Genomic DNA, 25727 nt, shown 5'->3' with positions numbered 1-25727 from the left:
GAGATGGTGTGATCTCACCCATAGATAGGAAAGTTTCCTAACTATAGCTCTCGAGTCCCGGCCGAAGTCCCCTCGCGGACCTCACGGCCGACGCCGGCGTCCCCGCTTTCCGGTGCTGGAGGAGGTTTTCGTGGCGACCCGCTTGACCTGGCGCACCGCGCCCGGCTCCCCGAGCCCCGGCGCCGCGGACGTGCCCGCAGCGCCGCGATGGCGCGAGGGACATCGGCACTCCGCCCGGTCCGCCGGGCCCGCGGACTGCGCCCGGGGTGAGCGGAGCGGCGCCGGTCACCCCGGGCGCACACCACTCGCCGGCGCTGTGCCGACCGACCCGCCCGGCGGCGCCGCGACGAGCGGCACCACCGCCGACGGAGCAAGCGCCACCGCTGACGGCAGGCCGCTCCCCCGTTCCTGAACGGAACCCCTCGCCCCTCGGACGGGGCCTCCGGCCGTGGCCGGGACAACCGGAGCGGCGCCGGTTGTCCCGGCCACGCACCACAGACCTTCTGCGTCCACAGTAGACAGAAGTCACCACCCGAACAGCTTGGCCATCACGCGCGCGCACCGGTCGGTCATCGAGGCCGCCGATTCGGCCGGGCGGTCGATCCACCAGCCGATCAGGGAGTCGACGACGCCGGTCCAGACGTGGGCGACCACTTCGGTGTCCGGGGGGTCCGACAAGCCGCGGGAGCCCAGCAGCTGCCCCGCGCCGACGAGGGCGAAGCCGTCCAGGCGGGCGCGGTAGTCCTCGGCCGCGGCGGCGATCTCGCCGGTCGCCGGGGCCGTTCGGTCGCGCAGGAGCTTCCAGGCGTAGCGGTCCTGGTCGAACGTCGCGAAGATCGCCGCCAGGACGGCCAGCGGCATGCGGTCCGGTTCGCCGCCGGCGGCCATCGTCTCCGCGACGCCGCCGGTCAGCCGGTCGCCCGCGCGGTGCAGGCAAGCCAGGTACAGCCCGTCCTTCGAGCCGAAGTACTGGTACAGCAACGGTTTCGTGACACCCACGCGGCGCGCGATCTCCACCATCGACGCACCCGCGTAGCCCGCGCGGCCGAACTCCTCGGTGCCCGCCGCGAGGATCTGCGACTCGCGTTCACCGCGCGGCACCCCCTTCGTGCCGACGGCCCTTGACTCTGTCACGGGGCAGAGCCTACCTTAACTAACCCGTAGGTAAGTTACCCAAGGGTCAGTTCGAAGGAGAGGGCGACGTGGCCGACTTCCTGGCGCACCTGCGCGACCCGGTGCTGTACGCGATCCCGGTCTTCCTGCTCTTCATCGTGATCGAGATCGTCGCGGTGCACGTGCTGGGCCACGACGACAACGTGATCGGCTACCGCGTCGACGACACGCGCACCAGCCTGCTGATGGGCACCGTCGCGGTCGGGGTCAACGCGCTGTTCCGCCTGGTCATGCTGGTCGTCTTCGCCGCGCTCTTCGAGCTGGCCCCGGTGCGGTTCGACCCGCGCGACTGGTGGACGTGGGTGCTCATGCTGCTCGGCCAGGAGCTGGTCTTCTACGCCTACCACCGCGCGAGCCACCGCGTCCGGCTGCTCTGGGCCGGGCACCAGGTGCACCATTCCAGCGAGCACTACAACTTCTCCACCGCCCTGCGCCAGAAGTGGACGCCCTATTTCCAGCTGCCGTTCTGGTCGGTGCTCGCGCTCGCCGGGATCCCGCCGTGGCTGATCCTCACCGGGCTGTCGATCGACCTGGTCTACCAGTTCTTCGTGCACACCGAAAAGGTCGGGAAGCTGCCGCGCTGGTTCGAGTTCGTGTTCAACACCCCTTCGCACCACCGCGTCCACCACGGCAGCGACGCCGAATACCTCGATGCGAACTACGGCGGCATCCTGATCGTCTGGGACCGGCTCTTCCGCAGTTTCGTACCCGAGGGCAAACGCCCGACCTACGGCCTCACCACGAACATCGGCACGTTCGACCTGCTGAAGGTCGGCTTCCACGAGTACGGCTCGATCCTGCGCGACCTGCGCGCGGCGACGGGCTGGCGTGAACGCGCCGGTTACGTGTTCGGCCCGCCCGGCTGGGCCCCGGCGCGCGAGGCGGTGTGACGATCGCCCCGCACGCCTTGCCGCACAACGGGTTTACGCGGTGTCCTGCAACTGGTTCGCCGGCCGCAGCGCCGCCGGCAGGCTCGCCAGGGGCGGCCGCTGCTCGCAGGTCAGGTCGGTCAGGACCAGCTCGCGGTCGACGCCGCCGTCGGAGGTGCCGCGCTGGAACTGGGCCAGCAGCGTGGCCGGCGGGACCGCCGTGACGAGCCGGCCGTAGCGCTCCAGGCGGTCGAACAGCGTGAGCATGATCTGGCCCGCCATCCGGCCCAGCGCGTGGGTGCTCTGGTGCCGGTGCACGCGGTGGCCGAGGTCCACCTGGGCGAGCGCGTCCAGGCCGCGGGCCTCCAGCAGGTCGATCAGGTGGCCGATCTCGACGCCGTAGTTCGCCACGAACGGGATGCTCTCGAGCACCTCGCGCCGTCCCGCGTACTCACCCGCGAGCGGCTGCACGAAACCCGAGAGCTCGGGCCAGAACATGTTCAGCAACGGCCGCGCGACGAGTTCCGTGACCCGCCCGCCTCCGTCGGCCTCGGTGCCCGCCGAGCCGGTGAGCGGGCGGTGGTAGAAGCCCTTGACGTAGCCGACCGCCGGGTCCGTCAGCAGCGGGCCGAGCAGGCCGGTGACGTAGTCGGTGGTGAAGTCGTACAGATCGCCGTCCACGAAGACGACCAGGTCGCCCGTGGTCGCGGCGACCCCCTTCCACAGCGCCTCGCCCTTGCCGGCCAGGCCGCCGAGTTCGGGCAGCACCGAGTCCTGCGCCACGACGTCCGCGCCGGCGGCCGCGGCGACCTGGGCGGTGGCGTCCGTGGAACGGCTGTCCACCACCAGGATCTCGTCCACGAGCGCGTGCCGCTCCATCAGCTCCTCGCGGATGGCGGTGACGATCGCGCCGACCGTCGCCTCCTCGTCACGCGCGGGGATGACCACCGAGACGCGGGTGCCGCGCTTGGCCGCGGCCAGCCGGCCGGGCGTCCAGTCGCCGGCCCGGCCGCTGCGCCGGTTCAGCCAGGTGCCGACCTCCGCCGAGACCTGCAGCTGCGCGCGCTCCCCTGTGCCGCTCATGCGCATGCCCTTCCCCTTCCTCGAAGGCTGATCTCCTCGAGTCCACGGTCCGGGTGGCACGTTTCGCCCACCGCTCCGGGGCGCTACCGCGGTGTTACGAGTTCCCCCGGCCCTCGGCGGCGGCGTTAACAAGCTGCGCTGGCGCCGTCAGGCTTCCTCGTCCTCGAGCATCTCGGGGGTGACGGCCGACTCGGTGTCCGGGATGCTCAGGTCCTTCGCGCGCTTGTCCGCCATCGCCAGCAGGCGGCGGATCCGGCCGGCCACGGCGTCCTTGGTCATCTGCGGCTCGGACAGCTGGCCCAGCTCCTCCAGCGACGCCTGCCGGTTCGACAGCCGCAGCTTGCCCGCCGCCAGCAGGTGGTCCGGGGCCGTGTCGCCGAGGATCTCCAGCGCGCGCTCCACGCGGGCCGCCGCCGCGACGGCCGCGCGGGCCGAGCGGCGCAGGTTCGCGTCGTCGAAGTTGGCCAGCCGGTTCGCCGTCGCCCGCACCTCGCGGCGCATCCGCCGCTCTTCCCACTGCAGCACGCTCGTGTGCGCGCCGAGGCGGGTCAGCAGCGCGCCGATCGCATCGCCGTCCCGGACCACCACGCGGTCCGCGCCGCGCACCTCCCGCGACTTCGCCTGGATGCCCATCCGCCGGGCCGCGCCGACGAGCGCCAGCGCCGCCTCCGGCCCGGGGCAGGTGACCTCCAGCGAGGACGAGCGGCCCGGCTCGGTCAGCGAGCCGTGGGCCAGGAACGCGCCGCGCCAGGCGGCTTCCGCGTCGGCCACCCCGCCGGAGACGACCGCGGCGGGCAGCCCGCGCACCGGGCGCCCGCGCTGGTCGATCAGCCCGGTCTGCCGGGCCAGGCCCTCACCGTCCTTGACCACGCGCACCACGTACCGCGTCCCCTTGCGCAGCCCGCCGCTCGCGGTGATCACGTGCACGTCCGAATGGTGCCCGTAGAGCTCGTGGATCTCCCGGCGCAGCCGCCGCGCCACCGAGCCCGTGTCCAGCTCCGCCTCGACGACCACCCGGCCGGCCACGATGTGCAGCCCGCCCGCGAAGCGGAGCAGTGACGCGACCTCCGCCCGGCGCGGCCCCATCTTGGTGATCTCGAGCCTGCTCAGCTCGTCCTTGACCGCGGCGGTCATCGCCATGTACTGCCCCTCCTGCCTTCCGCTCCGCGCCCGCCGTCACCCACGGTGCTCCCCACCGAGACCGAGAGCCTCTCTCATGCACCGGGCGAGCGCATCAGGATCATGCCGTCCCTCCACCACCGGGTCGGCCACCGCCCCCAGGTGGGCCCGGCCGCCCAGTCGCCGGGCCGCGCGGCGGAGACTCGCCGGGTCCGGCACCGAATCGCGGTCCGCGATGACGGCGTCGACCCGCAGCCCCGGGGCGTGCTCGAAGAGTACGTCGAGGTGGCGCTCCGGCGAGAAGCCGGCAGTTTCCCCCGGCTGGGGGACAAGGTTCAGCACGACGACCTTCGTCGCGGTGGTCCGCACGAGCGCGTCGTAGAGGTCGGGCACCAGCACGTGCGGCAGCACGCTGGTGAACCACGAGCCGGGGCCGAGGAACACGACGTCGGCGCCGAGGACCGCCTCGATCGCCTCCGGGCAGCCGTGCGGCGGCCTCGGCAGCCGTCCCACCGGGTGCAGGCTGATGCGGTGCACCTGGCCCGGGGTGCTCGCGACCGCGACCTGGCCGCGGATCCGGCGCAGCGCCGCCGGGTCTTCGCTGTCGAGGCCGCTCACCTCCGCCTCGATCTCCAGCGGCTCCGGCGACATCGGCAGCACGCGCCCGGACACGCCGATCAGCCGGCACGCTTCGTCGAGCGCCGCCACCGGGTCGCCGAGCACCTCGAACAGCCCGGCCAGCAGCAGGTTGCCGACCGCGTGGCCGGCCAGCGCGCCGTCTCCGCCGAACCGGTGCTGGAACACCTCGGCCCACAGCGTGCCGCCGTCTTCGGCGGCGAACGCGGCGAACGCCTGCCGCAGGTCACCGGGCGGCAGCAGGCCCAGTTCGCGGCGCAGCCGGCCGGACGACCCGCCGTCGTCGGCGACGGTCACCACGGCCGTGACCTGACGGGTGACCCGCCGCAACGCGGTCAGCGTCGCGTGCAGGCCGTGTCCCCCACCGAGCGCGACAGCGCGCACCTCACTCGCGGCCAAGGTCGCGGTGCACCACCTTCACGGCCATTCCGTCCTCATTGGACAGTCGCTGGGCGAGCTCTTCGGAGATCGCCACACTGCGGTGCTTGCCGCCGGTGCAGCCCACCGCCAGCGTCAGGTACCGCTTGCCCTCGCGCTTGTAGCCCGCGCCGATCAGCCGCAGCAGCTGGTGGTAGCGGTCGAGGAACTCCTCGGCGCCTTCCTGCGACAGCACGTAGTTGCGGACCTCGCCGTCGAGCCCGGTGTGCTCCCGCAGCTCCGGGATCCAGAACGGGTTCGGCAGGAACCGCACGTCCATCACCAGGTCGGAGTCCATCGGCAGGCCGTACTTGTACCCGAACGAGAGCACGGTGACGCGGGTCTGCGTGCTCGCCTCGGAGCCGAACGCGTCCTCGATCTTCGCGCGCAGGTCGTGCACCGACAGCGCGGAGGTGTCGAGGACCAGGTCGGCCTCCTCCCGCAACGGCGCGAGCAGCTGGCGCTCGGCGGTGATGCCGTCGGCCAGCCGGCCGTCGGCCTGCATGGGGTGGCCGCGGCGGACCGCCTCGAACCGGCGCACCAGCACCGCGTCGGTGGCCTCCAGGAACAGCACGCGCGGTTTGTAGCCCCGCGCGTCGAGGTCCTTGATCACCGAGGCCAGGTCGTCGGTGAACGCGCGCGAGCGCACGTCCATCACCACGGCCACCTTGGTGATCGCGCCGCGCGCCTGCGCGCCCAGTTCGACCATGGTGGCGATCAGCTCCGGCGGCAGGTTGTCGACCACGAACCAGCCCAGGTCCTCCAGGCACTTCGCCGCGGTCGAGCGCCCTGCCCCCGAAAGGCCGCTGACGACGGCGACCTCCATCCCGGTTCCCCGGTTGTCCTCTTGCGCACTCACGATGGTTCCTTCTCCGATCACGGCCCTTGTTCCCCTCCCGGGGCGGTGGCACCGGTCTCCCCGGCCAGTGCCGCCACCACGGCCTCCGCGGTGCGCCTGCCGAAGCCGGGCACCGCCTCGATCTCTTCGACCCTGGCCTGCTTGAGCTTCTTCACCGAGCCGAAGTGCTTGATCAGCGCGGTGCGCCGAGCCTGCCCGAGCCCGGGCACACTGTCCAATTCGGACGCCTGCATGCGTTTGCCGCGCTTCTCGCGGTGGTAGCGGATGGCGAACCGGTGCGCCTCGTCGCGCAGCCGCTGCAGCAGGTACAGCGCGTCCGACGTGCGCGGCAGGATCACCGGGTCCGGGTCGGCCGGCAGCCAGACCTCCTCCAGCCGCTTCGCGAGCCCGACCACGGCGACGTCGGTGATGCCCAGCTCCGACAGCACTTCGGCGGCCGCGGTGGCCTGCGGGCCCGCGCCGTCGACCACCAGCAGGTTCGGCGGGTACGCGAACTTGCGCGGGCGGCCGGTCTCCGGGTCGATGCCGGGACGCGGCGGCTCGGCGCCCATGTCCGCCGCGCTGTCGCGGTCCGCCGCCTCCTCCGCGCTTTCCTTCAGGTAGCGGTGGAACCGGCGGCGCACCACCTCGGCGATCGACGCGACGTCGCCCTCGTCGGCCGCCTCGCGCAGCGCGAACCGCCGGTACTCGGATTTGCGCGCGAGGCCGTCCTCGAACACCACCAGCGACGCGACCACGTCGCTGCCCTGGATGTGGCTGATGTCGATGCACTCGATGCGCAGCGGCGCGCTGTCGAGCGCCAGGTAGTCCTGCAGCTCCTGCAGCGCGGCCGAACGCGCGGTGAGGTCGCCGGCGCGGCGCAGTTTGTGCTGGGTGAACGCCTCGGCCGCGTTGCGCACCACGGTTTCCGCCAGCGCCTTCTTGTCGCCGCGCTGGGCGACGCGCAGGCTCACCCGCGAGCCGCGCAGACCGGACAGCCATTCGCCGAGTGCCTCGGCGTCCGCGGGCAGCTCCGGCACCAGCACCTCACGCGGCACCACCGGCCCGCCGTTCACGTCGTCGCGATCCGCGCGCTCGGACTCCTCGCCGTAGAACTGGGTGATGAAGTGGTCGACCAGCGCCGGGACGTCCATCTCCTCGGCCTTGTCGATGACCCAGCCGCGCTGCCCGCGCACCCGCCCGCCGCGGACGTGGAAGACCTGGACGGCGGCCTCCAGGTCGTCGTGGGCGAAGGCGACCACATCGGCGTCCGTGCCGTCGCCGAGCACCACGGCCTGCTTCTCCATGGCCCGGCGCAGCGCGCCGAGATCGTCGCGCAGCCGCGCCGCGCGCTCGAACTCCAGCTCCTCGGAGGCGGCCGCCATCTCGCGCTCCAGCCGCCGGACCATCGCGTCGGTCCGGCCCGCAAGGAAGTCACAGAAGTCCTCGACGATCCCGCGGTGCTCGTCGGCCGACACGCGACCGACGCACGGCGCCGAGCACTTGTCGATGTAGCCGAGCAGGCAGGGACGGCCGATCTGGCCGTGGCGGCGGAACACCCCGGCCGAGCAGGTGCGCGCCGGGAACACGCGCAGCAGCAGGTCGAGCGTCTCGCGGATGGCCCACGCGTGGGCATACGGCCCGAAGTAGCGGACGCCCTTCTTGCGCGCGCCGCGGTAGACGTGCAGCCGCGGGTACTCCTCGTTCATCGTCACCGCGAGCACCGGATAGCTCTTGTCGTCGCGGTAGCGGACGTTGAACCGCGGGTCGAACTCCTTGATCCAGTTGTACTCCAGCTGGAGCGCCTCGACCTCGGTGCTGACCACCGTCCACTCGACGCTCGCGGCGGTGGTGACCATCTGCCGGGTGCGCGGGTGCAGGCCGGTGAGGTCGGCGAAGTAGGAGTTCAGCCGGCTGCGCAGGCTCTTCGCCTTGCCGACGTAGATGACCCGCTTCGCGGCGTCGCGGAATTTGTACACGCCGGGCGCGTCCGGGATGCTCCCCGGCGAGGGACGGTAGGTGGTCGGGTCAGCCACCTCACCACTCTATGGCGCGGCACCGACAGTTTTCGCGAGGCCCCTCGCCCACCAGGAAACCCGGATCCGACCCGACGGAAGTCGGGTACTCCGGACAGAAGCGACGTTCGTCGGTTCCAGGTCCGGCCGGCGCGTGGTTACTTTCCGTCCGGCCGAGAGCACTCGGCGTCTCCCCGGTCCCCACCGGTCCCCCGAAAGGATCCCGCCTTGAGCAGAATCCGCATCGCCGGCGCGGCCACCGCCGCCGCCCTCGCGCTGACCCTCGCGGGCGGCGCCGTCGCATCCGCCCAGACGGACATCATCGGCGGCGGCGCCGCGCCCGCGGTCAGCTGGGGCGCGCAGGTCTACGTCAACACCCCCGGCCGCGACTTCCAGGGCTTCAACTGCTCCGGCACGGTCATCGCGCCGAGCTGGGTGATGACGGCCGTGCACTGCCTCGACGAGGACGGCAGCGGCATGTTCGTGCGCGTCGGCACCAACACGCTGTTCGGCGGCACGAAGATCGCCGTCGACCAGAAGAAGGAGTCGCCCAACGGCGACATCGCCCTGCTGCACCTCGCGCAGGCCACCGGCGCGGCGCCGGTCACGCTCGGCAGCGCGGACCCGGCCAACGGCAGCACCAACCAGCTCTACGGCTGGGGCCGCACCACCCCGACCGGACCGCCGGCGTCCGCGCTGAAGGTGGCGAACGTCCAGGTCACCGGCCGTTCCACGGACGCCTACGGCGGCCGCGCGATCCAGAGCGTCGGCGTCAACGGCTCGGCGTGGAAGGGCGACTCGGGCGGGCCCGAGCTGTCGAACGGCGCGCAGGTCGGCGTCGCCTCGACGGTGCAGAACCAGAGCGGCACGAACACCCGCGGCACCAACAACTACGCGAGCGTCGCGGCCAGCCGCTCGTGGATCCGGACCACGGCCGGAGTCTGAGCCCGGCGGGGTGCGCGGCGGGTCGCCTCGGCCGCGCACCCCTATCCTGACGGGCATGCGCATCGCGACCTGGAACGTCAACTCGATCGTGCCGCGGCTCCCGCGGGTGCTCGACTGGCTGGCGCACTCGGCCCCCGACGTGCTGTGCCTGCAGGAACTGAAGAACACCACCGAGGCCTTCCCCGTCGAACCGGTGCGGGAGCTGGGCTACGAGGTCGCCGCGTACGGCCTCGGCCGCTGGAACGGCGTCGCGATCCTCTCCCGGATCGGGCTGGCCGGCGTGACCCGCGGCCTGACCGGCGAACCGCGGTTCGACGGCGCCACCGAAGCCCGCGCGATCGGCGCCACCTGCGGCGGCGTGCGGGTGTGGTCGGTGTACGTGCCCAACGGGCGCGAGCCGGACAACCCGCACTACGCGTACAAGCTGGAGTGGCTGGAAGCGTTGCGGCAGACCGTTTCCGCGGAGCTTTCGGACGCGCCCTTCGCGGTGCTGGGCGACTTCAACGTGGCGCCGTCGGACCAGGATGTCTGGGATATCACGGCGTTCGCGGCCTCGACCCACGTCACGGAGCCCGAGCGCGCGGCGCTGGAACGGCTGCGCGCCCTCGGCCTCGGCGACGTCTTCCCGCGCCCGCTGAAGTACGACCACCCGTTCAGCTACTGGGACTACCGCGCCGGGAACTTCCCCAACAACCGCGGCATGCGGATCGACCTGGTGTACGGGAATCCCGCGTTCACGGACGCGGTGGCGGATTCCTATGTGGACCGTGAGGCGCGGAAGGGCAAGGGCGCCTCGGACCACGCGCCGGTGGTGGTCGACCTTTCCCTTCAGCCCGCGACAGCCTGAGACCCACCGGAAGGAATTCGCCATGCCCTGCACCGTGGACTTCACCACCGTGTCGACCACCGGCCTCGAGTCGTCGCCGGTCGCGGACGCGCTCGCCGGCCTGCGGGCGAACGAGGCCCGCTACTTCAAGAACAAGTACAGCCACGTCTTCACGGTCGAGCCGGCGGCCGACGCCCGGCCGACCATCGACTGGGTGCACCGGATCCTCGACGCGGAACGCGGCATCGTCATCTCCTCACCCCCGCTCGAGGCGACCGGATTCCAGGTCGAGAACATCCGGATGGCTTACGTCTTCTACACGAGCGGCCTGTCGATCAACGTCATGTACACCCTCGACGAGGCCGGCAAACGGGCGGTCGGGTTCAAGCTCTCCGACGGGATGGAAGTCCCCGCGGAACTCGGCTCGTTCAAGTTCGCCCGCCAGAAGTCGAAACTGGCCGGAACCATCCGCGGCTCGTACTTCGTCATCAAGAACGAGTACTGACCGAAGCCGCCGCCGGGAAATCCGGGCGGCCCGACGCGGAAACTCAAGCCGCCTCGTGTGCCGCCCGGTGGAGTTTGCGCAGGGCACGCACCGCGGCGACCGCGCGGTCGCGGTCCACGGCCTGTACCGCCATCACCGAGAAGTACTCGTCCTCGGGCAGTTCGAAGCGGGCCCAAGAAGCCCCGTCCGGGAAGCTGACCGAAAGGACGTCCGTCCAGGCGAAGCGGCGGGTGGCGAGGACGTTGCGGACCTCGACTCCGTCCGCGTCCGCGCGGACCCGCGGCAGGGCGAACAGCATGGTGCCCGCCGCCAGCAGGATGCCGATGCCGATCATCGCGGCCTGGTCGGCGGGCTCGAACACCACGCCGGTGTGGGAGTTGCGCAGCAGCACCGCGACCACGATGAACACGCCCAGCAGCAGCACCGCCAGCACGCTGCACATGATCAGCGTCCGCCGGGGGCGGATCACCAGGGTCGCCGTCTGCTGGTCGGTCATGGTCGCGCTCACACGAATCCCCGTTCGGTCCACGGCTGGCGCAGGCCGCGCAGCACGTGGGCGGTGTCGAGCGCCGCGACGGCGGCCTCGTAGCCCTTGTCCTCCACCGAGCCCGGCTTTCCGGACCGGGCCAGTGCCTGCTCCTCGGTGTCGCAGGTGAGCACGCCGTTGCCGACGGGGGTGCTCTCGTCCAGCGCCACCCGCGTGAGGCCGGCCGTCACCGCGTCGCAGACGTACTCGAAGTGCGGGGTGCCCCCGCGGATCACCACGCCCAGCGCGACGACCGCGTCGTGGTTGCGCGCCAGCGCCTGGGCCGCCACCGGCAGCTCCACGGCGCCCGCCACGCGGACCACGGTCGGCTCCTCCTCGAGGTCGGCCTCCTTGGCCGCGACCAGCGCGCGCTCCAGCAGCGTGTCGGTGATCCCCGCGTTCCACCGCGTCGCCACGATGCCCAGCCGCAAGGCCTTGCAGTCGCTCAGGTCCAGCTGGACGTCGGGACGCCCTTCCCCGCTCATCGCCCGCTCTCCCCTTCCCCGTCCGGCCCGGTCGCCGTCACCTGCTCGTAGTGCTCCAGCTGCGAAAGGTCGTGCCCCATCCGGTCGCGCTTGGTGCGCAGGTACCGCAGGTTCTCCGGGTTCGGCGAGATCGGCAGCGCCACGCGGCCGGTCACGCGCAGGCCGTAGCCCTCCAGGCCGACGCGCTTGGCCGGGTTGTTCGTGAGCAGCCGCATCGAGCGGACGCCGAGGTCGCAGAGGATCTGCGCGCCGGTGCCGTAGTCGCGGGCGTCGGCGGGCACGCCGAGCGCCAGGTTCGCGTCCACGGTGTCCGCGCCGGCGTCCTGCAGCTGGTAGGCCTGGAGCTTGTGCAGCAGGCCGATGCCGCGGCCCTCGTGCCCGCGGATGTAGAGCACGACCCCGCGGCCCTCGTCCGCGACCGCCTGCAGCGCGGCCTCCAGCTGCGGGCCGCAGTCGCAGCGCAGCGAGCCGAAGACGTCGCCGGTCAGGCACTCGGAGTGCACGCGGACCAGGATGTCCTCGCCGTCGCCGATCTCGCCGTAGACGAAGGCGACGTGCTCGATGCCGTCGAGCAGGCTGTCGTAGCCCACCGCGCGGAAAGTGCCCGCGGCGAGCGGGATCCGCGCCTCGGCGACGCGCTCCACCTGCCGCTCGGTGCGGCGCCGGTACGCGATCAGGTCGGCGATGCTGATGATCGTGAGGCCGTGGTCGGCGGCGAAGACCTCCAGCTCGTCCCGCCGCGCCATCTCGCCCTCGTCCTTCTGCGACACGATCTCGCAGAGCACGCCCGCCGGGTGCAGCCCGGCCAGCCGGGCCAGGTCGATCGCCGCCTCGGTGTGGCCGGGGCGGCGCAGCACGCCGCCTTCCTTGGCGCGCAACGGGACGACGTGGCCGGGCCGGCGGAAGTCGGCGGCCTTCGAGTCCGGGTCGGCCAGCAGCCGGATGGTCCGCGCGCGGTCCACCGCCGAGATGCCGGTGCTGATGCCCTCGGCGGCGTCCACGGTCACGCTGTACGCGGTGCCGCGGGCGTCCTGGTTCGTGTGGAACATCGGCGGCAGGTCCAGCCGGTCCGCCTCGGCCTCGGTCAACGGCACGCAGACGTAACCGGAGGTGTAGCGCACCATGAACGCCAGCAGCTCCGGCGTCGCCTTCTCCGCGGCGAAAATGAGGTCGCCCTCGTTCTCCCGGTCCTCGTCGTCCACCACGACCACCGCGCGACCCGCGGCGATATCGGCGATCGCCGCCTCGATCGCGTCGGCGTCGAACACCGCGCCGGCACCACAGGGCGTCCACCCCGCCTGCGGCTCCGCTGCCCTCGTCTCGCTCACGCCTGCTCCTTCGTGCCGTCCCCGCTGACGTGGTCATTGTGCGCCCGGCCGGCCAGATGCGGGACGGCCAGCTTCTCCACGTACTTCGCCACCACGTCCACCTCCAGGTTCACCAGGTCGCCGGCGGTCCGGCGGCCGAGGGTGGTGACCTCCAGCGTGGTCGGGATCAGGGCGACCGAGAATGACTCCTCGGTGATGGCCGCGACGGTCAGCGAAACGCCGTCGACGGCGATCGAGCCCTTCTCCACCACGTACCGCCCCAGGCCCGTGGGCAGGGCGAACGTGGTCACGCCCTGCTCGTCGCGGGAGAGGAAAACGCCCGTGCCGTCGACGTGGCCCTGCATGATGTGCCCGCCGAGCCGCCCGCCCGCGGGGGTGGCGCGCTCGAGGTTCACCGCGTCGCCGACGGCCACCTTCGCGAGGCTGGAACGCTGGAGTGTCTCGTTCACCACATCCACGGTGAACTCGCCGCCCGAGACCGTGACCACGGTCAGGCAGACGCCGCTCACGGCGATCGAGTCGCCGTGGCCCGCGTCGGAGGTGACCAGCGGGCCGCGCACGGTGAGCCGCGCCGCGTCCGTCAGCTGCTCGACCGCCGTGACCTCGCCGACTTCCTCGACTATGCCGGTGAACACCGCACCTGCCTCCCGTGTGAAGAAACCACCCGCCGAACCGGGTGCCTTCCATCCAACACCCGCCGATGCCCGGGTGCTCCCCCGGGCGCGGGCGTCAGCCGGCCCGGTGCCGGGCGGCCTGCTCGCGCAGCGCGGCGACCGCCTTGCCCGGGTCCTGCGCGCCGTAGACCGCGGAGCCGGCGACGAAGCAGTCGACGCCCGCCTCGGCGGCCTGCTCGATGGTGTCGGCGTTGATGCCGCCGTCGATCTCCACCACCAGCTTGAGGTGCCCGGTGTCGACCAGGCGGCGCGCGGTGCGCACCTTGTCCAGCACGTCCGGCATGAACGACTGCCCGCCGAAGCCCGGCTCCACGGACATCACCAGCAGCGTGTCGTAGTGCTTCAGCGTCTCGAGGTGGGGCTCCAGCGGCGTGCCCGGCTTGATCGACAGGCCCGCCTTCGCGCCGGCCGCGCGCAGGTTCTTCGCCAGCTTCACCGGGTTCGCGGCGGCCTCGACGTGCACTGTGACGTTGTACGCGCCGGCCTCGGCGTACCCGATCGCCCAGCGGTCCGGGTCGTCGATCATCAGGTGGCAGTCGACCGGCACGTCGGTGGACTTCAGCAGCGACTCGACCACCGGCAGGCCGAGGGTCAGGTTGGGCACGAAGTGCGCGTCCATCACGTCCACGTGCACCCAGTCCGCGCGGGTCTCCCCGGGGTGCGCGACGGCGGCGATCTCCTCGCCCAGACGGGCGAAGTCCGCGGACAGGATGCTGGGTGCGATGAGGGGTCGTTCGGCCACGACCCGAGTGTAGGAGGCCGTCCCCCGCCGCTGCTCACCGGCTGTGACGCCCTGGTTGTTCGCTTTACGGACATTCCTCGCTCACCGCGATTCCGCGCACGGAACACATGCGGACGGACTAATGACCCAGTCCGGAACTTCCGGATTTACCGCCGAAAACCCCCGTACTAGGAGAACCGATGAGAACGCTCTTCGCAGGCCGCCGCAAGTGGCTGACCGCCGGCGCGATCGGCGCCGTGCTGGTCGCCGCCGCGGGCGGCACCGCCCTCGCGACGCCCGGCGACACCGGCGTGCGCGCCGCCTCGGCCGGCGACCGCACCCAGGAGGTGCGGAACGCGATCCAGGGCGGCAGCGCGCGGAACGTGGTCCTGTTCATCGGCGACGGCATGGGCCAGTCCGAGATCACCTCGGCGCGCAACTACTCCCGTGGCGCGGCCGGACGGCTGGCGATGGACGAGCTGCCGCTGACCGGCGACTACACCACGTACGCCGTGGAGAAGGGCAACCCGGCCAAGCCCGACTACGTCACCGATTCCGCGGCGTCCGGCACCGGCTGGGCCACCGGCACCAAGAGCTACAACGGCGCCATCTCGGTCGATGCATACGGCAACCCCGTGCCGACGATCCTGGAGCTGGCCAAGCGCGCCGGCCTGCGCACCGGCGACGTCACCACCGCCGAGGTCCAGGACGCCACCCCGGCCGTGCTCGGCTCGCACGTGGTCAGCCGCGACTGCAAGGGCCCGGACGAGACCAGCAAGCTCTGCCCGGCCAACGCCAAGGAGAACGGCGGCGCCGGCTCGATCGCCGAGCAGCTCGTGCAGACCCGTCCCGACGTCCTGCTCGGCGGCGGCGCCAAGTACTTCGCGCAGAACGCCAAGGCGGGCAAGTACGCCGGCAAACCGGTGCTGGAGCAGGCCAAGGCCGCGGGCTACCAGGTCGCCCGGACCGCCGCCGACCTCGCCGCCGCGAAGCCCGGCAAGCCGCTGCTCGGCCTGTTCGCCGACGGCAACCTCCCGGTGAACTGGACCGGCCCGCTGGCCAAGACCGGCGGCACCGCGCCGTCGCGCTGCACCCCGAACCCGGACCTGCCCGCCACGCAGCCGAAGCTCGCCGACCAGACCCGCAAGGCGTTGCAGCTGCTGGACGACCGCCGTAGCGACAAGGGCTTCTTCCTCCAGGTGGAGGGCGCCAGCATCGACAAGCAGGACCACGCGGCCGACCCGTGCGGCCAGATCGGCGAGGTGGTCGACTTCGACGCGGCGATCGCCGCCGGGATGGCCTTCGCCCGCAGCCACGCGGACACCCTGGTGCTGGTCACCGCCGACCACGGCCACACCAGCCAGATCATCGGCAACGGCACGGCCAGCCCCGGTGAGACCGCCACGCTGGTCACGAACGAGGGCGCGAACATGACCCTCAACTACGCCACGGCGATGCCCGGGCAGTCCATGGACCACACCGGCACCCAGGTCCGCATCGCCGGCTACGGCCCGCAGGCGGCGAACATCGTCGGCCTGACCAATCAGACCGACGTGTTCGGCACGCTCAAGCGGGCCCTGCGCCTGCGCTGAGCCCCGGGACCGCGGTGGGGCAGGCCCCCGGTCTCCTCCGGGGGCTTGCCCGGTGGTTTCGCCCACGCGAGCGCGACACGATCTTCCTCAGGCACTCGACCGAGGGGAAGATCATGAGAATGTCCTTGCGCTGCAAGCAGATCACCGCCGTGGGCACGCTCGCCGTGCTGACCGCGGCCGTGGTCGCTGCCCCGGCCACAGCAGCCACAGCGGCCACGGCCGACCCGGTCCGGCAGGCGCTCGCGGTGCTCACGACCGGCGACGGCGTGCCGGGGGCGGAAGCCGTGGTGCGCGAGCGCGGCCGGACCCGGACTGTCCACAGTGGCGTCGGCGACCTGGCGGGCGGGACGCCGATCCCGGCCGGCGCGCGGTTCCGGGCGGGCAGCGAGACGAAGTCCTTCGTCGCGACGGTGGTGCTGCAGCTCGTCGCCGAGGGCCGGGTCCGCCTGGACACGCCGATCGCGACGTACCTGCCGGGGGTCGTGACCGGGAACGGCAACGACGGCGCGAAGGTCACCGTGCGCCAGCTGCTGCAGCACACCAGCGGCCTGCCCAACTACACCGACTACCTGCTGCAGGGCGACGTGGAGCAGCTGCGCCACCGCGGCGCCGAGCCGGCCGGGCTGGTCGCGATGGCGCTGGCCCACCCGCCGCTGTTCGCGCCCGGCACGTCCTGGTCCTACTCGAACACCAACTACGTGCTGGCCCAGATGCTCGTGGAACGGGTCACCGGGCAGTCGCTGGCCCACGAGATCAGCGCCCGCATCGTCCGCCCGCTCGGGCTGACCGGCACGTCGCTGCCCGGCCGCGGCGACGAGACGCTGCCCGGCCCGCACCCGCGCGGCTACGTGAACCTGCCGGGCACGAACGGCCCGGAGGACTTCACCGACTTCGACCCGAGCATCGCCACAGGGGCGGGCAACCTGGTCTCCACGGGTGCCGACCTCGACAAGTTCTTCACCGCGCTGCTCGGCGGACGGCTGCTGCCGCCGGCCCAGCTCGCCGAGATGAAGCGCACCGTGCCGGTCCCGGGCAGCACTCAGGGCTACGGCCTGGGCCTGATCTCCCAGCCCCTGCCGGGCGGCGGCCGGTATTGGGGCCACGACGGCGAAATCTTCGGTTTCTTCAGCCGCACCGGCGTCACCGACAGCGGCCGCAGCGCCACCGTCATGATCAACGAGGCACCGGCGCCGGACGCCGCCACCGGGCACCTCGACGCTGCCCTCGAGATGGCGCTGACGGCACCGGCCGAGCGTTAACCGGCCGGCGGCAGCAGGTCCAGCACCTCGGACCACGGGCGCCGGGGGTCGAGCCGGTGCAGCCGGACCCCGGCGTCCGCGAGCGTGTCCAGGTGCCGGCGCCAGGCCGGGTGGTGCACCCGGGTGTCCTGGATCTGGTAGGCGAGCACGATCGTCACGCCGGGTGCGCCGAGCACGTCGCCGAGCAGGGTGAGCGCCTGGTTGTCGGCGAGCCCGAGGGCCAGCTTGGCCACCGAATTCGCCGACGCGGGCGCGAACAGGAACACCGCCGGGTCCGGGTGCGGCCGCGGCTCGCCCGGGAGCCGGCCGGTGTGGCGGACCGGCAGGCCGGTGGTCGCGGCCAGCTCGCCGAGCCCGCCCGTGGCGTCGAGCCAGCGGTGCGCGGTCGGGGTCAGGGTGACCGCGAGCCGCCAGCCGCGCGCGGCCGCGGGCTTCGCCAGCTCGGCGGTGAACCGGGTGTCCAGCCCACCGCACGAGCTCGCGACGAGCCCGAGGTCCCTCACTGCTTGCGGAGCGTGGCGCAGAACATCGCGTCGGTGCCGTGGCGGTGCGGCCACAGCTGCACGTACGGCCCGTCGCCCAGCTGCGGGACGCCGGGGAAGAACTCCCGGCTGTCGAGCACCTCGGACTTGGTGCGCCGCGCGATCTCGCCGACCACGCCCTCGGTCTCGGCCAGGTGCGGCGAGCACACGACGTAGGTCACCACCCCGCCCGGCCGGACCAGCTCCAGCGCCGCGGTGAGCAGTTCGCCCTGCAGCCGGGTCAGGTCCGCGACGTCGGAGGGCTTGCGCCGCCAGCGCGCCTCGGGCCGCCGCCGCAACGCGCCTAGGCCGCTGCACGGCGCGTCCACGAGCACCCGGTCGTACCCCGGTTCGAGCCCGGATTCGCGGCCGTCGGCGACGTGCACGGTCACCGGCAGGCCGGCGGTGGTGTTCTCGACCAGGCGCGCGCGGTGCGGCGCCTTCTCGACGGCGTCCACGCGCGCCCCGCTGACCTTGGCGAGCGCGCCCAGCAGCGCGGCCTTGCCGCCGGGCCCGGCGCACAGGTCGAGCCAGCGCTCGTCGGAGCCGTCCAGCGGCGCCTTGGTCGCGGCGATCGCGCACAGCTGGCTGCCCTCGTCCTGAACCGCGGCGAGCCGCTCGCGCACCGGCTCGGCATTGGACGGGTCCCCGGCGCCGGCGGGCAGCCGGACGCCGTAGGGCGAGTACGGCGCGGGGTCGCCGCCGGTGATCGCGGCCAGCTCGTCGGCGCTGATCTCGCCGGGCCGGGCGACCAGGTGCACCTCGGGCCGGGCGTCGTCGGCCGCCAGCGCCGCCTTCAGCTCCTCGCCCTTGTCCCCCAACGCTTCGGCGAAGGACCGCGCGACCCAGCGAGGGTGCGCGGTACGCAGCGCGTACGCGCCGATCGGGTCGGTGGCCTCGTCCGGGGCCAGCTGGTCCAGCCAGGTCTGTTCGTCCTTTTCGGACACCCCGCGGAGGATGGCGTTGGCGAATCCCGTTGCCCACGAACCGGCCTCGGCGCGGACGAGGTCCACAGTGGACCCGACCGCGGCGTGCTGCGGGATGCGGGTGCGCAGCAGCTGGTAGACGCCGAGCCGGAGCGCGTCGAGCACCACCGGGTCGGTCTTCTCCACCGGGCGCTCGGCGCAGGCGCCGATGACCGCGTCGAGCAGGCCCTGCGCCCGCGAAGCGCCGTACGTCAGCTCCGTGGCCAGCGCGGCGTCGCGGCCGGTGATCCGGCGCTCGCGCAACAGCTGCGGGAGCACGAGGTTCGCGTACGCGTCCTTCTCTCGCACCGCGCGCAGCACATCGAACGCGGCCTGGCGGGCCGGGTCGACCTCCGGCGGGCGCCGCGGACCTTCCTTGCGCGGGGCCGGACGGTCCCGCTGCGGCCGTGACGGCCGCCGTTCGCCTCGCTCGTTCACCGCAGGCGCTCTCCCTCGTCGATCCGTGTACCGCGCGCCCAGTCGGTGGCCGCCATCCGTTTCTTGCCCGGCGCCTGGACTTCGCCCAGCCGCAAGGGTTTTGTCGCCGTGCCGACCAGCACGCGCTTGCGCTCCACCACGATCTCGCCCGGCTGCGGGCCGGGCTCGTCGACCACCGTGACCGGCCCCAGCTTGAAGCGCTCGCCGCGGAACTCCGCCCACGCGCCCGGCTCCGGCGTCACCGCGCGGATCTGCCGGTCGACGGCCGCCGCCGGGTCGGCGAACGACACCCGCGCGTCGTCCACCGTCACCTTCGGCGCGTAGCTGAGGCCCTCGGCGGCCTGCTCGACCGCGCGCAGCGAGCCGTCCGCGATGCCGTCCATGGTGGACAGCAGCAGGTCCGCGCCGGACTCGGCGAGCCGGCCCAGCAGCGCCCCCGCGGTGTCGGCCGGCCCGATCTTCTCGGTCACGACGCCGAACACCGGCCCGGCGTCCAGCTCCTTGACAATGCGGAAGGTGGACGCGCCGGTGATCTCGTCACCCGCGCGGATCGCGGACTGCACCGGCGCGGCGCCGCGCCACGCGGGCAGCAGCGAGAAGTGCAGGTTCACCCAGCCGTGGACCGGGATGTCGAGCGCGGACTGCGGCAGCAGCGCCCCGTACGCGACCACGGGGCAGGCGTCGGGCGCCAGCTCCGTCAGGCGCGCCAGGAACGCGGGGTCGCCGGCGCGCGCGGGCGTCAGCACCTCGATGCCGCGCTCGTCGGCCAGCGCGCCGATCGGCGAGCGCACGACCCGGCGCCCGCGCCCGGCCTGGGCGTCGGGCCGCGTGACGACCGCGACCACCTCGTGCCGCCCGGACTCGAGCAGGGCGCGCAACGACGGCACGGCGGGATCGGGCGTGCCCGCGAAGACGAGCCGCATCACGGCACCTCCGCCGGGTAAAGGGGGAATTCACACTGGTCGAACATCGGGGTCGAGTCTAGAAGGCACCGTCACGCGCTGCTCGGCGCGGGCCCGGCGGCCGGCGCGGACGGGCCCGGTTGGTGCCAGGATCGGGGCATGACCACGCTCAAGGCGACCCTGCACGACGACCTGACCGCCGCCATCAAGGCCCGCGACCAGCTGCGCTCGGCCACGCTCCGGCTCACCCTGTCGGCGATCGGCTACGAGGAGACCGCGGGCAAGACCGCCCGCGAACTGTCCGACGACGAGGTGCTCAAGATCATCACCCGCGAGGTGAAGAAGCGCCGCGACGCCGCGGAGGCCTTCGAGAAGGGCGGCCGCGCCGAGTCCGCCGCCCGCGAGCGCGAGGAGGCGGAGCTGCTCACGGGTTACCTCCCGGCCCAGCTCACCGACGAGGAGCTGACCGCCTTGGTGGCCGGCGCCGTCGCCGCGTCGGGCGCGACCGGCCCGGCCGCGATGGGCGCGGTGATGAAGGAGGTCCGCCCGAAGGTCGCGGGCCGCGCCGAGGGCGGCCGCGTGGCCGCCGAGGTGAAACGCCAGCTGGCCGGCTGACCGGCCGAGGCCCGCCCAGCCGCGCCCTTCCACAGAAAGGAAAACGCCCGCGCCGAGCCGATCATCGACGACGGGCAAGCATCGCCTCCGCCGGGCCCGCGGCGCTATCGGGAGGCGGCGGCCATGACCATCGTCGCCGTCAGCAGGACACCGATGCCGGAGACGGCGGCCAGCAGGCTGAGCAAGGCCGCGACCGAGCCGAGCAGCTGCCTGGCGAGCTTCGCGAGCCGGCGCAGCACCCGGCCGAACGCGACCAGCAGCACCAGCGCCAGCACGATCAGCGACGCCGGTCCGGCGGAGGCGCCGGTGACGGCCTCCGCCAGCATCGCCGTGGTCATACCCGGGTCAGGCGCCTGGCCACGAGGTCACGGTCGAAAGCGTGGTCACGGTCGAACTCGCGGGCGCGCTGGAGGTAACGGGCCCCCTCGAGCTCCAGCGCGCGGTCCCGCTCGCGGCGGCGCTCGGAGGTGAGCAGCCAGGTCCACCGCCAGCCCGCCGCCACCGCGACGAGCGAGCCCACGAGCGACACCAGGAACGCCTGTCCGACGAGCCCGTCGAGCGGCGCGACGCTCAGCAGCACCAGCAGCGCCCAGACCTGCGCCACGGTGAACGGGATGACCAGTGCGGCCGCGTAGACCCCGCGACGCCAGCGGACCGGCTGCGGTACGGGAAGAAACGGTTCCATGGGGTGCCTCCCTCGGTGGTGGAACTCCAGCAAACCCCTGGCCGAGCGCGGAATCTGTGTCAGCAGACACGTTCAGCGCGCCAGTCTCCGCAGTTCGTCCATCCGATGGATCGTCAGCCGGCGGCGGCCGGTGCTGATCACCCCCCGCTCCCGCAGCTCCCGGGTGACCCGCGCCCACGATTCCCGCGAAATCGCCGCCGTCGTCGCCAGTTCCGCCTGTGTTCCGGGCACGACGACTTCGATGTCCGCACCCCGGCGGACCCCGTGCTGCACGGCCAGTTGCATGAGCCGCGCGGCCACCCGCCGGGCAATGGCCCCGCCGCCGAGGTCGAGCCACTGCTTCCCGACGTCCCGGAGCCGTTCGCTGAGCACGAGCAGCAGGGCCCACGAGATTTCCGGCTCCCGGCGGCACAAGGCGGCGAACCGGCTGCCGGGCACCTCGAGCGCCTCCACCTCGTCCAGCGCCTCGACAGTCGCCGAGCGCGGCCCGCCGTCGAGCACCGCCAGTTCGCCGACCACGTCCCCGGTCCCCCGCACGGCGATGAGCACTTCACGCCCGTCGGCGGCCACCGTGACGATCCGGGCGTGCCCGCGGATCAGCACCAGCACGATCCCGCCCGGATCCCCTTCGCGGCAGAGGATTTCGCCGCGCCGGTAAGTGCGCTGAGTGCCGAGCGGGACGATCTTCGCGCGATCGGAGGGGCCGAGCGCGGTCCAGAACCCCTGCTCCTCCATACCCGGCCCTTCGTGGTCGCGACGAGGTTTCCAGTTTCCGCCAGGCAGCGGGGTTCTACGCGCTGAGACCGGTCCCGGGCAGCACCGGATCCGCACTGCGGATCCGCCCCCGCATGCGCTGCCCGCCCACCCGCACCGAGACCTCGTGGCCGAACGCGCCGCTGTCGATGCCCTCGTACCCGTGCCGCACGACGGTCCGGTAGATCTCGTTGGAGACGACCAGCACCAGGTGGTCGGCGGAATTCTTCAGCCACCGCTTGACGACCGGGGCGTCGAGCAGCCGGCAGGCGAAGTCGATGTCCTCGCCGTATGCCCCGTGCCCGTCGTAGTGGACGTCCCCGGCGTGCAGCGCGACCCGCAGCCGGAACGCCTCGCCCCGCGGCTGTGCCGCCGCCCGCCACAGCGCCTCCGCGAGGGCCGGCACGAACCTGGTGAGCAGCACGGTCTTCGGCACCTCGTCGACCGGGCGGACCAGGCACAGCGCCCCGTCGCCCCGGTCGATCATCGGGTCCCGGAACTCCTCGTCGATCCCGCCCGCGAGGAACGCCGCGTCGAGCAGTCCCCGCAGCCTCTCCCTCATCAGGGCGCGCTCCGGGTTGGTCAGCATCGTCGATCCTTCGACGTCGACCGCCACTATCGTCCGGTGGAGAGGCATACCGAGCACTCGAGAGTCCATGGCCGGCTCCTGGGGGTTTCAGAAGCGTACTGAAATCTACTGAAATTTCACACTTGCTACTATAAAGCCTGAAGACTCCTGGTACAACCGCCGTGCTCGACGCGACACAACCCCTGCACCTGCATGTAACGTCCTCTATCGTTGTTCCGACACCCTTCATGTCCCCCTGCAGGCGCGGGACGGGGGTGTACGGTAGAATCCCGCAAATTCACCCACCGGCTGAATTTCACTGAAGGGCCTGAAGCTGTGGCCGAAGACAGCGAGACGCTCGCCGAGCGGCTGCGTGACCTGCGCAAGCAGGCCTGGCCGGGGGTGACGCTGACCCAGACGCACCTGGCACGGGCGTTCGGGGTGAGCACCGGCCTGCTGTCCTCCTGGGAGAACTCGGTCGTCCCGCCGCAGGTCCGGCTCGAGGCCTACGCGACCTTCTTCGCCACCAAGCGTTCGATCGAGCGCAAGCCCTACCGGGTGCTCCCGGTCGGCGACCTCGTCCCCGAAGAGCGTGATCGGCGAAACGTGCTCCTGAAGGAGCTCCAGCAGCTGCGCGACGGCACCGAGGCGGCCGCCGGACCGTCCGCGTCGGCCCGGGGGGGCCGCAACCTGTGGCAGTTCCCGCCGGGCCAGGACATCGTGATCGTCTGCGCGAGGCTGCCGGAAACCTTGCGGCAGAAGCCCTTCGCCGACCCGGAGAGCCCGGACTACGTGGAGCTCTACACCTACGCGGACCTGGATTCCCTGGTCGAACTGGTGGGCCACATCCGCATGTGCAACCCCGACAGCGAGGTGACCTTCCGGACCACGGACGAGCGCACGCCGCTGAAGCGCGACGACAACACCGCGCACCTCATCGTGCTCGGCGGGGTCGACTGGAACACCCAGACCCGGGCGCTGCTCAACCTGATGGACCTCCCCGTGCGGCAGGTGCGGCGCGACGGTCCCGATGGGCCGCTCGGCGGGTTCGAGGTCAGCCGCGCCGACGGTGACACGGATTTCTTCTCCGCCGAGCTGGACCGGAGCGGGCACCTGGTGGCCGACGTCGCCCATCTCTACCACGGCCGCAACCCGTTCAACCCGAAGCGAACGGTGACCTTGTGCAACGGCACGTTCGGTCGCGGGACCTACGGCGTGGTACGGGCGCTGACCGACAAGCGGTTCCGCGTGCGCAACCAGGAGTGGCTGGACGAGCGGTTCGGCGACGCGGAGTCCTTCAGCATCATCAGCCGGGTCACCGTTTTCCGCGGCGCGGCGATCACCCCCGACTGGGCGCTCACCGACGCCTGCTTGCACACCTGGCCGCAGAAGGGCACCGAACAATGACAGCTACGCCGATCGAAGGCCAGGCCCTCGCCGATCAGCACGCCAGTCACCAGGGTCTGGTGGACCAGGTGGACGCCGCCCACGTGACCGCGCGGAAACTGGACGCGATCATCGTGCCCACCAGCCGCCGCCCGGGCGGCCTCGCCAACGCGATCGCGGCGGCCGGCGCGACCGATGCGACGCTGATCGTCTTGTGCAGCAAGGACGCGTCCGTGGCGGAGACCATGGTCGCGGCCAAGGAGAGCGGCGTCCGAGCCTACGGCGTGGACCTCCGCCTGCTGGACAACGACAACCTGGTGCCCCGCTTCGAGACGGAGACTCTGCTCGCGAAGCTCGGTTTCGCCCGCGGCACCGACACCAGCCTCAAACGCAATCTGGGCCTGATGATCGCGAGCCTGGCCGGCTGGGAGCGGGTGCTCTTCCTGGACGACGACATCGCCTTCCCCGACCCGGCGCACCTCGGCGCGGCCGCGGGCCTGCTCGGCGAGTACGCCGCGGTCGGGCTGACCAACTCCGGGATGCCCGACAATTCCGTGGTCTGCCACGCGCTCCGCAGTTCCGGCCGGGAGCAGGACACCTTCGTCGGCGGCGGCGCGCTGGCCGTCGAGCGCCGGGCTTTCGGCTCGTTCTTCCCCGACATCTACAACGAGGACTGGTTTTTCCTCCTCGACGACCAGCGCCTGCTGCGGACCGCCGTCACCGGCACCGCCTACCAGGAGCCCTACGACCCCTATCACAGCCCGCAGCGCGCCGAGTCCGAGGAACTCGGCGACACCCTGGCCGAGGGCCTGTTCGGGCTTCTCGATGATCGCCAGGAGCCGGGCAGCGCGACCCTGGGGTACTGGGCCACCTTCCTCGACAACCGGCGACGGCTCATCCGGGAGCTGCTGGCCGAAACGCCGGACTGGGGCGACACCCAGCACATGCACCTGTCGCTGAAGGCCGCCTTGAGCCAGAGCGAGCGGATCGAACCGGGGTTCTGCGTCGAATACCTGGAGTGCTGGCGCCGGGACCGGTCGGCGTGGCGCGACTACCTGGACCTGCTGTCCATCGAGCACGGCGAGGGGAACAGCATGGAGAAGGTGTTCGGCAACCTCTTCCTGTCCGACGCGGTCCAAAGCTCCGGCTAGGACGGGTGCCCGCAGGCTCCCTCCGTGAGCCGCTTCGGGTGGCGGCCCAGCAGGTCCTTCACCATTACCCGGCACAGTTCCGGCTCGGTGACCATGCTCCCGTCGGGCGCCGTCCGCATGGCGTTGCAGACGACTTCGCCGCGGCCCCAGTCGTGGTAGCCAAGCCGGCGGTACAGACGCGCGGCGCGGTGGTTGTCCGTCCGGACCGCCAGCGCGCCCAGGTCGTGGCCGAGCTTGACCAGCCGCTCCTCGGCCGCCTCGACGAGGGCCTGGCCGATGCCCCGGCTCCGCAGTCCCTCCCGCACCTCCAGGTGGGTCAGCAGCGGCACGCCGGGCAGGTGCTCCCGGATCGGCGCCTCCTCGGCCTCTTCCAGCCACAGGTAGAGGTCCCCGACCGGTTCGTGCCCGTGCCACGCGGTGTACAGGACTCCCAGCCCCTTCGTCTGGCGGAGCAGGCGGTCCTCGAAGTAGCCGGGATCCCCCAGGCAGGTCGCGAGGACGGCGAGGTCCGTCTGCTCGGCCGACCTGATGGAAGCCTCGGTCATCGGTGGGGGCTCCTCCTCACCGGGCGGGACGTCGAACGGACGGCTCGGGCGCCGCCGCCCGGACCGGGGTGGCCACGCGCCGGATGCCCGGTCCGGACGATCGCCCCCTGCCCAGCGTATGGGGCGGCTCGGTGCGGCCGAAGCCCGCCAGAAGCAGCAGTCACCGGCCGCAAACGGCCTAGCCGCC

Annotated in this window: 28 protein-coding genes; 9 read left to right on the top strand and 19 right to left on the bottom strand. The window is 72.4% G+C overall.

What is annotated here, in order from left to right:
* Positions 1-525 precede the first annotated feature (525 nt).
* A complete protein-coding gene (locus tag BMY97_RS21510; protein WP_245787424.1) occupies positions 526-1134 on the bottom strand; it encodes a TetR/AcrR family transcriptional regulator in 609 nt (202 codons plus the stop codon).
* Positions 1135-1202: 68 nt separating this feature from the next.
* Here BMY97_RS21510 and BMY97_RS21505 point away from each other — a divergent pair, with 68 nt between their 5' ends.
* Positions 1203-2063, top strand: a complete 861-nt coding sequence (locus BMY97_RS21505) for a sterol desaturase family protein (RefSeq protein WP_091618826.1) — start codon at positions 1203-1205, stop codon at positions 2061-2063.
* 33 nt (positions 2064-2096) lie between these two features.
* Here BMY97_RS21505 and BMY97_RS21500 read toward each other — a convergent pair whose 3' ends face one another.
* From BMY97_RS21500 to uvrC, 5 genes are all read right to left on the bottom strand, one after another.
* Positions 2097-3131 (bottom strand): glucosyl-3-phosphoglycerate synthase, encoded by a 1035-nt coding sequence (locus BMY97_RS21500; RefSeq protein WP_177231471.1) that lies wholly within the window; start codon positions 3129-3131, stop codon positions 2097-2099.
* Between the two features lie 141 nt (positions 3132-3272).
* A complete protein-coding gene (gene whiA / locus BMY97_RS21495) occupies positions 3273-4265 on the bottom strand; it encodes a DNA-binding protein WhiA (RefSeq protein ID WP_091618824.1) in 993 nt (330 codons plus the stop codon).
* A gap of 36 nt (positions 4266-4301) precedes the next feature.
* Positions 4302-5264, bottom strand: a complete 963-nt coding sequence (locus BMY97_RS21490; protein WP_091619165.1) for a gluconeogenesis factor YvcK family protein — start codon at positions 5262-5264, stop codon at positions 4302-4304.
* A 1-nt stretch (position 5265) separates the two neighbouring features.
* On the bottom strand, positions 5266-6123 hold the full coding sequence (rapZ, locus tag BMY97_RS21485; RefSeq protein WP_091618822.1) for an RNase adapter RapZ: 858 nt from the start codon (positions 6121-6123) through the stop codon (positions 5266-5268).
* Positions 6124-6173: 50 nt separating this feature from the next.
* Positions 6174-8171 (bottom strand): excinuclease ABC subunit UvrC, encoded by a 1998-nt coding sequence (gene uvrC / locus BMY97_RS21480; RefSeq protein WP_091618820.1) that lies wholly within the window; start codon positions 8169-8171, stop codon positions 6174-6176.
* Between the two features lie 207 nt (positions 8172-8378).
* Here uvrC and BMY97_RS21475 point away from each other — a divergent pair, with 207 nt between their 5' ends.
* The 3 genes from BMY97_RS21475 to BMY97_RS21465 are packed head-to-tail and all read left to right on the top strand — an operon-like array spanning position 8379 to position 10426.
* Positions 8379-9095: a S1 family peptidase gene (locus BMY97_RS21475; RefSeq protein ID WP_091618818.1), complete on the top strand. Its 717-nt coding sequence runs from the start codon at positions 8379-8381 to the stop codon at positions 9093-9095.
* Between the two features lie 55 nt (positions 9096-9150).
* Positions 9151-9942: an exodeoxyribonuclease III gene (locus BMY97_RS21470; protein WP_091618816.1), complete on the top strand. Its 792-nt coding sequence runs from the start codon at positions 9151-9153 to the stop codon at positions 9940-9942.
* Between the two features lie 22 nt (positions 9943-9964).
* Positions 9965-10426, top strand: coding sequence for a phage tail protein (locus BMY97_RS21465; protein WP_091618814.1), 462 nt, complete (start codon positions 9965-9967; stop codon positions 10424-10426).
* A gap of 43 nt (positions 10427-10469) precedes the next feature.
* Here BMY97_RS21465 and BMY97_RS21460 read toward each other — a convergent pair whose 3' ends face one another.
* From BMY97_RS21460 to rpe, 5 genes are all read right to left on the bottom strand, one after another.
* Positions 10470-10922, bottom strand: a complete 453-nt coding sequence (locus tag BMY97_RS21460) for a PH domain-containing protein (RefSeq protein ID WP_091619163.1) — start codon at positions 10920-10922, stop codon at positions 10470-10472.
* A gap of 8 nt (positions 10923-10930) precedes the next feature.
* Positions 10931-11437: a 6,7-dimethyl-8-ribityllumazine synthase gene (ribH, locus tag BMY97_RS21455; RefSeq protein ID WP_091618813.1), complete on the bottom strand. Its 507-nt coding sequence runs from the start codon at positions 11435-11437 to the stop codon at positions 10931-10933.
* Positions 11434-12705 (bottom strand): bifunctional 3,4-dihydroxy-2-butanone-4-phosphate synthase/GTP cyclohydrolase II, encoded by a 1272-nt coding sequence (locus BMY97_RS21450; RefSeq protein WP_177231493.1) that lies wholly within the window; start codon positions 12703-12705, stop codon positions 11434-11436. The genes ribH and BMY97_RS21450 overlap by 4 nt, the downstream gene beginning before the upstream one ends.
* Positions 12706-12761: 56 nt before the next feature.
* Complete coding sequence (locus BMY97_RS21445) at positions 12762-13400, bottom strand: riboflavin synthase (protein ID WP_091618809.1); 639 nt, start codon at positions 13398-13400, stop codon at positions 12762-12764.
* Positions 13401-13494: 94 nt separating this feature from the next.
* A complete protein-coding gene (gene rpe, locus BMY97_RS21440; protein WP_091618806.1) occupies positions 13495-14181 on the bottom strand; it encodes a ribulose-phosphate 3-epimerase in 687 nt (228 codons plus the stop codon).
* 179 nt (positions 14182-14360) lie between these two features.
* On the opposite strand from rpe, the gene phoA reads away from it, so the two are divergent.
* Both phoA and BMY97_RS21430 read left to right on the top strand, forming a co-directional pair.
* Positions 14361-15752 (top strand): alkaline phosphatase, encoded by a 1392-nt coding sequence (gene phoA, locus BMY97_RS21435; protein WP_091618804.1) that lies wholly within the window; start codon positions 14361-14363, stop codon positions 15750-15752.
* 113 nt (positions 15753-15865) lie between these two features.
* Entirely contained in the window at positions 15866-17011 is a 1146-nt protein-coding gene (locus BMY97_RS21430) for a serine hydrolase domain-containing protein (protein WP_091618802.1), read from the top strand.
* On the opposite strand, the gene BMY97_RS21425 is transcribed toward BMY97_RS21430, so the two are convergent.
* From BMY97_RS21425 to fmt, 3 genes are read right to left on the bottom strand one after another with little or no spacing between them, the layout of a single operon-like run.
* The gene (locus tag BMY97_RS21425) at positions 17008-17514 is read right to left on the bottom strand and encodes a flavoprotein (protein ID WP_091618800.1); all 507 of its coding nucleotides are present in this window, start codon (positions 17512-17514) and stop codon (positions 17008-17010) included. The genes BMY97_RS21430 and BMY97_RS21425 overlap by 4 nt on opposite strands.
* Positions 17511-18935, bottom strand: a complete 1425-nt coding sequence (locus tag BMY97_RS21420) for an RsmB/NOP family class I SAM-dependent RNA methyltransferase (RefSeq protein WP_091618798.1) — start codon at positions 18933-18935, stop codon at positions 17511-17513. The genes BMY97_RS21425 and BMY97_RS21420 overlap by 4 nt, the downstream gene beginning before the upstream one ends.
* Positions 18932-19858: a methionyl-tRNA formyltransferase gene (gene fmt / locus BMY97_RS21415; protein ID WP_091618796.1), complete on the bottom strand. Its 927-nt coding sequence runs from the start codon at positions 19856-19858 to the stop codon at positions 18932-18934. Before fmt ends, BMY97_RS21420 begins: the two co-directional genes overlap by 4 nt.
* 138 nt (positions 19859-19996) lie before the next feature.
* Between fmt and BMY97_RS21410 the strand changes: the two genes are divergently transcribed.
* Positions 19997-20452, top strand: a complete 456-nt coding sequence (locus tag BMY97_RS21410) for a GatB/YqeY domain-containing protein (RefSeq protein ID WP_091618794.1) — start codon at positions 19997-19999, stop codon at positions 20450-20452.
* A gap of 104 nt (positions 20453-20556) precedes the next feature.
* On the opposite strand, the gene BMY97_RS21405 is transcribed toward BMY97_RS21410, so the two are convergent.
* From BMY97_RS21405 to BMY97_RS47125, 4 genes are all read right to left on the bottom strand, one after another.
* Positions 20557-20790 (bottom strand): hypothetical protein, encoded by a 234-nt coding sequence (locus tag BMY97_RS21405; protein ID WP_091618792.1) that lies wholly within the window; start codon positions 20788-20790, stop codon positions 20557-20559.
* Positions 20787-21137: a hypothetical protein gene (locus BMY97_RS48490; RefSeq protein WP_245787423.1), complete on the bottom strand. Its 351-nt coding sequence runs from the start codon at positions 21135-21137 to the stop codon at positions 20787-20789. Before BMY97_RS48490 ends, BMY97_RS21405 begins: the two co-directional genes overlap by 4 nt.
* A gap of 72 nt (positions 21138-21209) precedes the next feature.
* Positions 21210-21872, bottom strand: a complete 663-nt coding sequence (locus BMY97_RS21395) for a Crp/Fnr family transcriptional regulator (protein ID WP_091618790.1) — start codon at positions 21870-21872, stop codon at positions 21210-21212.
* 55 nt (positions 21873-21927) lie between these two features.
* Positions 21928-22479: a hypothetical protein gene (locus BMY97_RS47125; protein WP_245787422.1), complete on the bottom strand. Its 552-nt coding sequence runs from the start codon at positions 22477-22479 to the stop codon at positions 21928-21930.
* Between the two features lie 315 nt (positions 22480-22794).
* On the opposite strand from BMY97_RS47125, the gene BMY97_RS21385 reads away from it, so the two are divergent.
* Together BMY97_RS21385 and BMY97_RS21380 are read left to right on the top strand one after the other, a co-directional pair.
* A complete protein-coding gene (locus BMY97_RS21385) occupies positions 22795-23865 on the top strand; it encodes a helix-turn-helix domain-containing protein (protein ID WP_091618786.1) in 1071 nt (356 codons plus the stop codon).
* Positions 23862-24995, top strand: a complete 1134-nt coding sequence (locus tag BMY97_RS21380) for a hypothetical protein (RefSeq protein WP_091618785.1) — start codon at positions 23862-23864, stop codon at positions 24993-24995. Before BMY97_RS21385 ends, BMY97_RS21380 begins: the two co-directional genes overlap by 4 nt.
* Here BMY97_RS21380 and BMY97_RS21375 read toward each other — a convergent pair.
* Positions 24992-25540 (bottom strand): GNAT family N-acetyltransferase, encoded by a 549-nt coding sequence (locus BMY97_RS21375; RefSeq protein ID WP_091618783.1) that lies wholly within the window; start codon positions 25538-25540, stop codon positions 24992-24994. The genes BMY97_RS21380 and BMY97_RS21375 overlap by 4 nt on opposite strands.
* Positions 25541-25727: the final 187 nt, after the last annotated feature.

The organism is Amycolatopsis saalfeldensis (assembly GCF_900110575.1).
In the GTDB taxonomy this organism is placed as follows: Bacteria; Actinomycetota; Actinomycetes; order Mycobacteriales; family Pseudonocardiaceae; genus Amycolatopsis; species Amycolatopsis saalfeldensis.
Note: the sequence above shows the minus strand (reverse complement) of the source record. Positions and strands in the feature narration are given on the sequence as shown.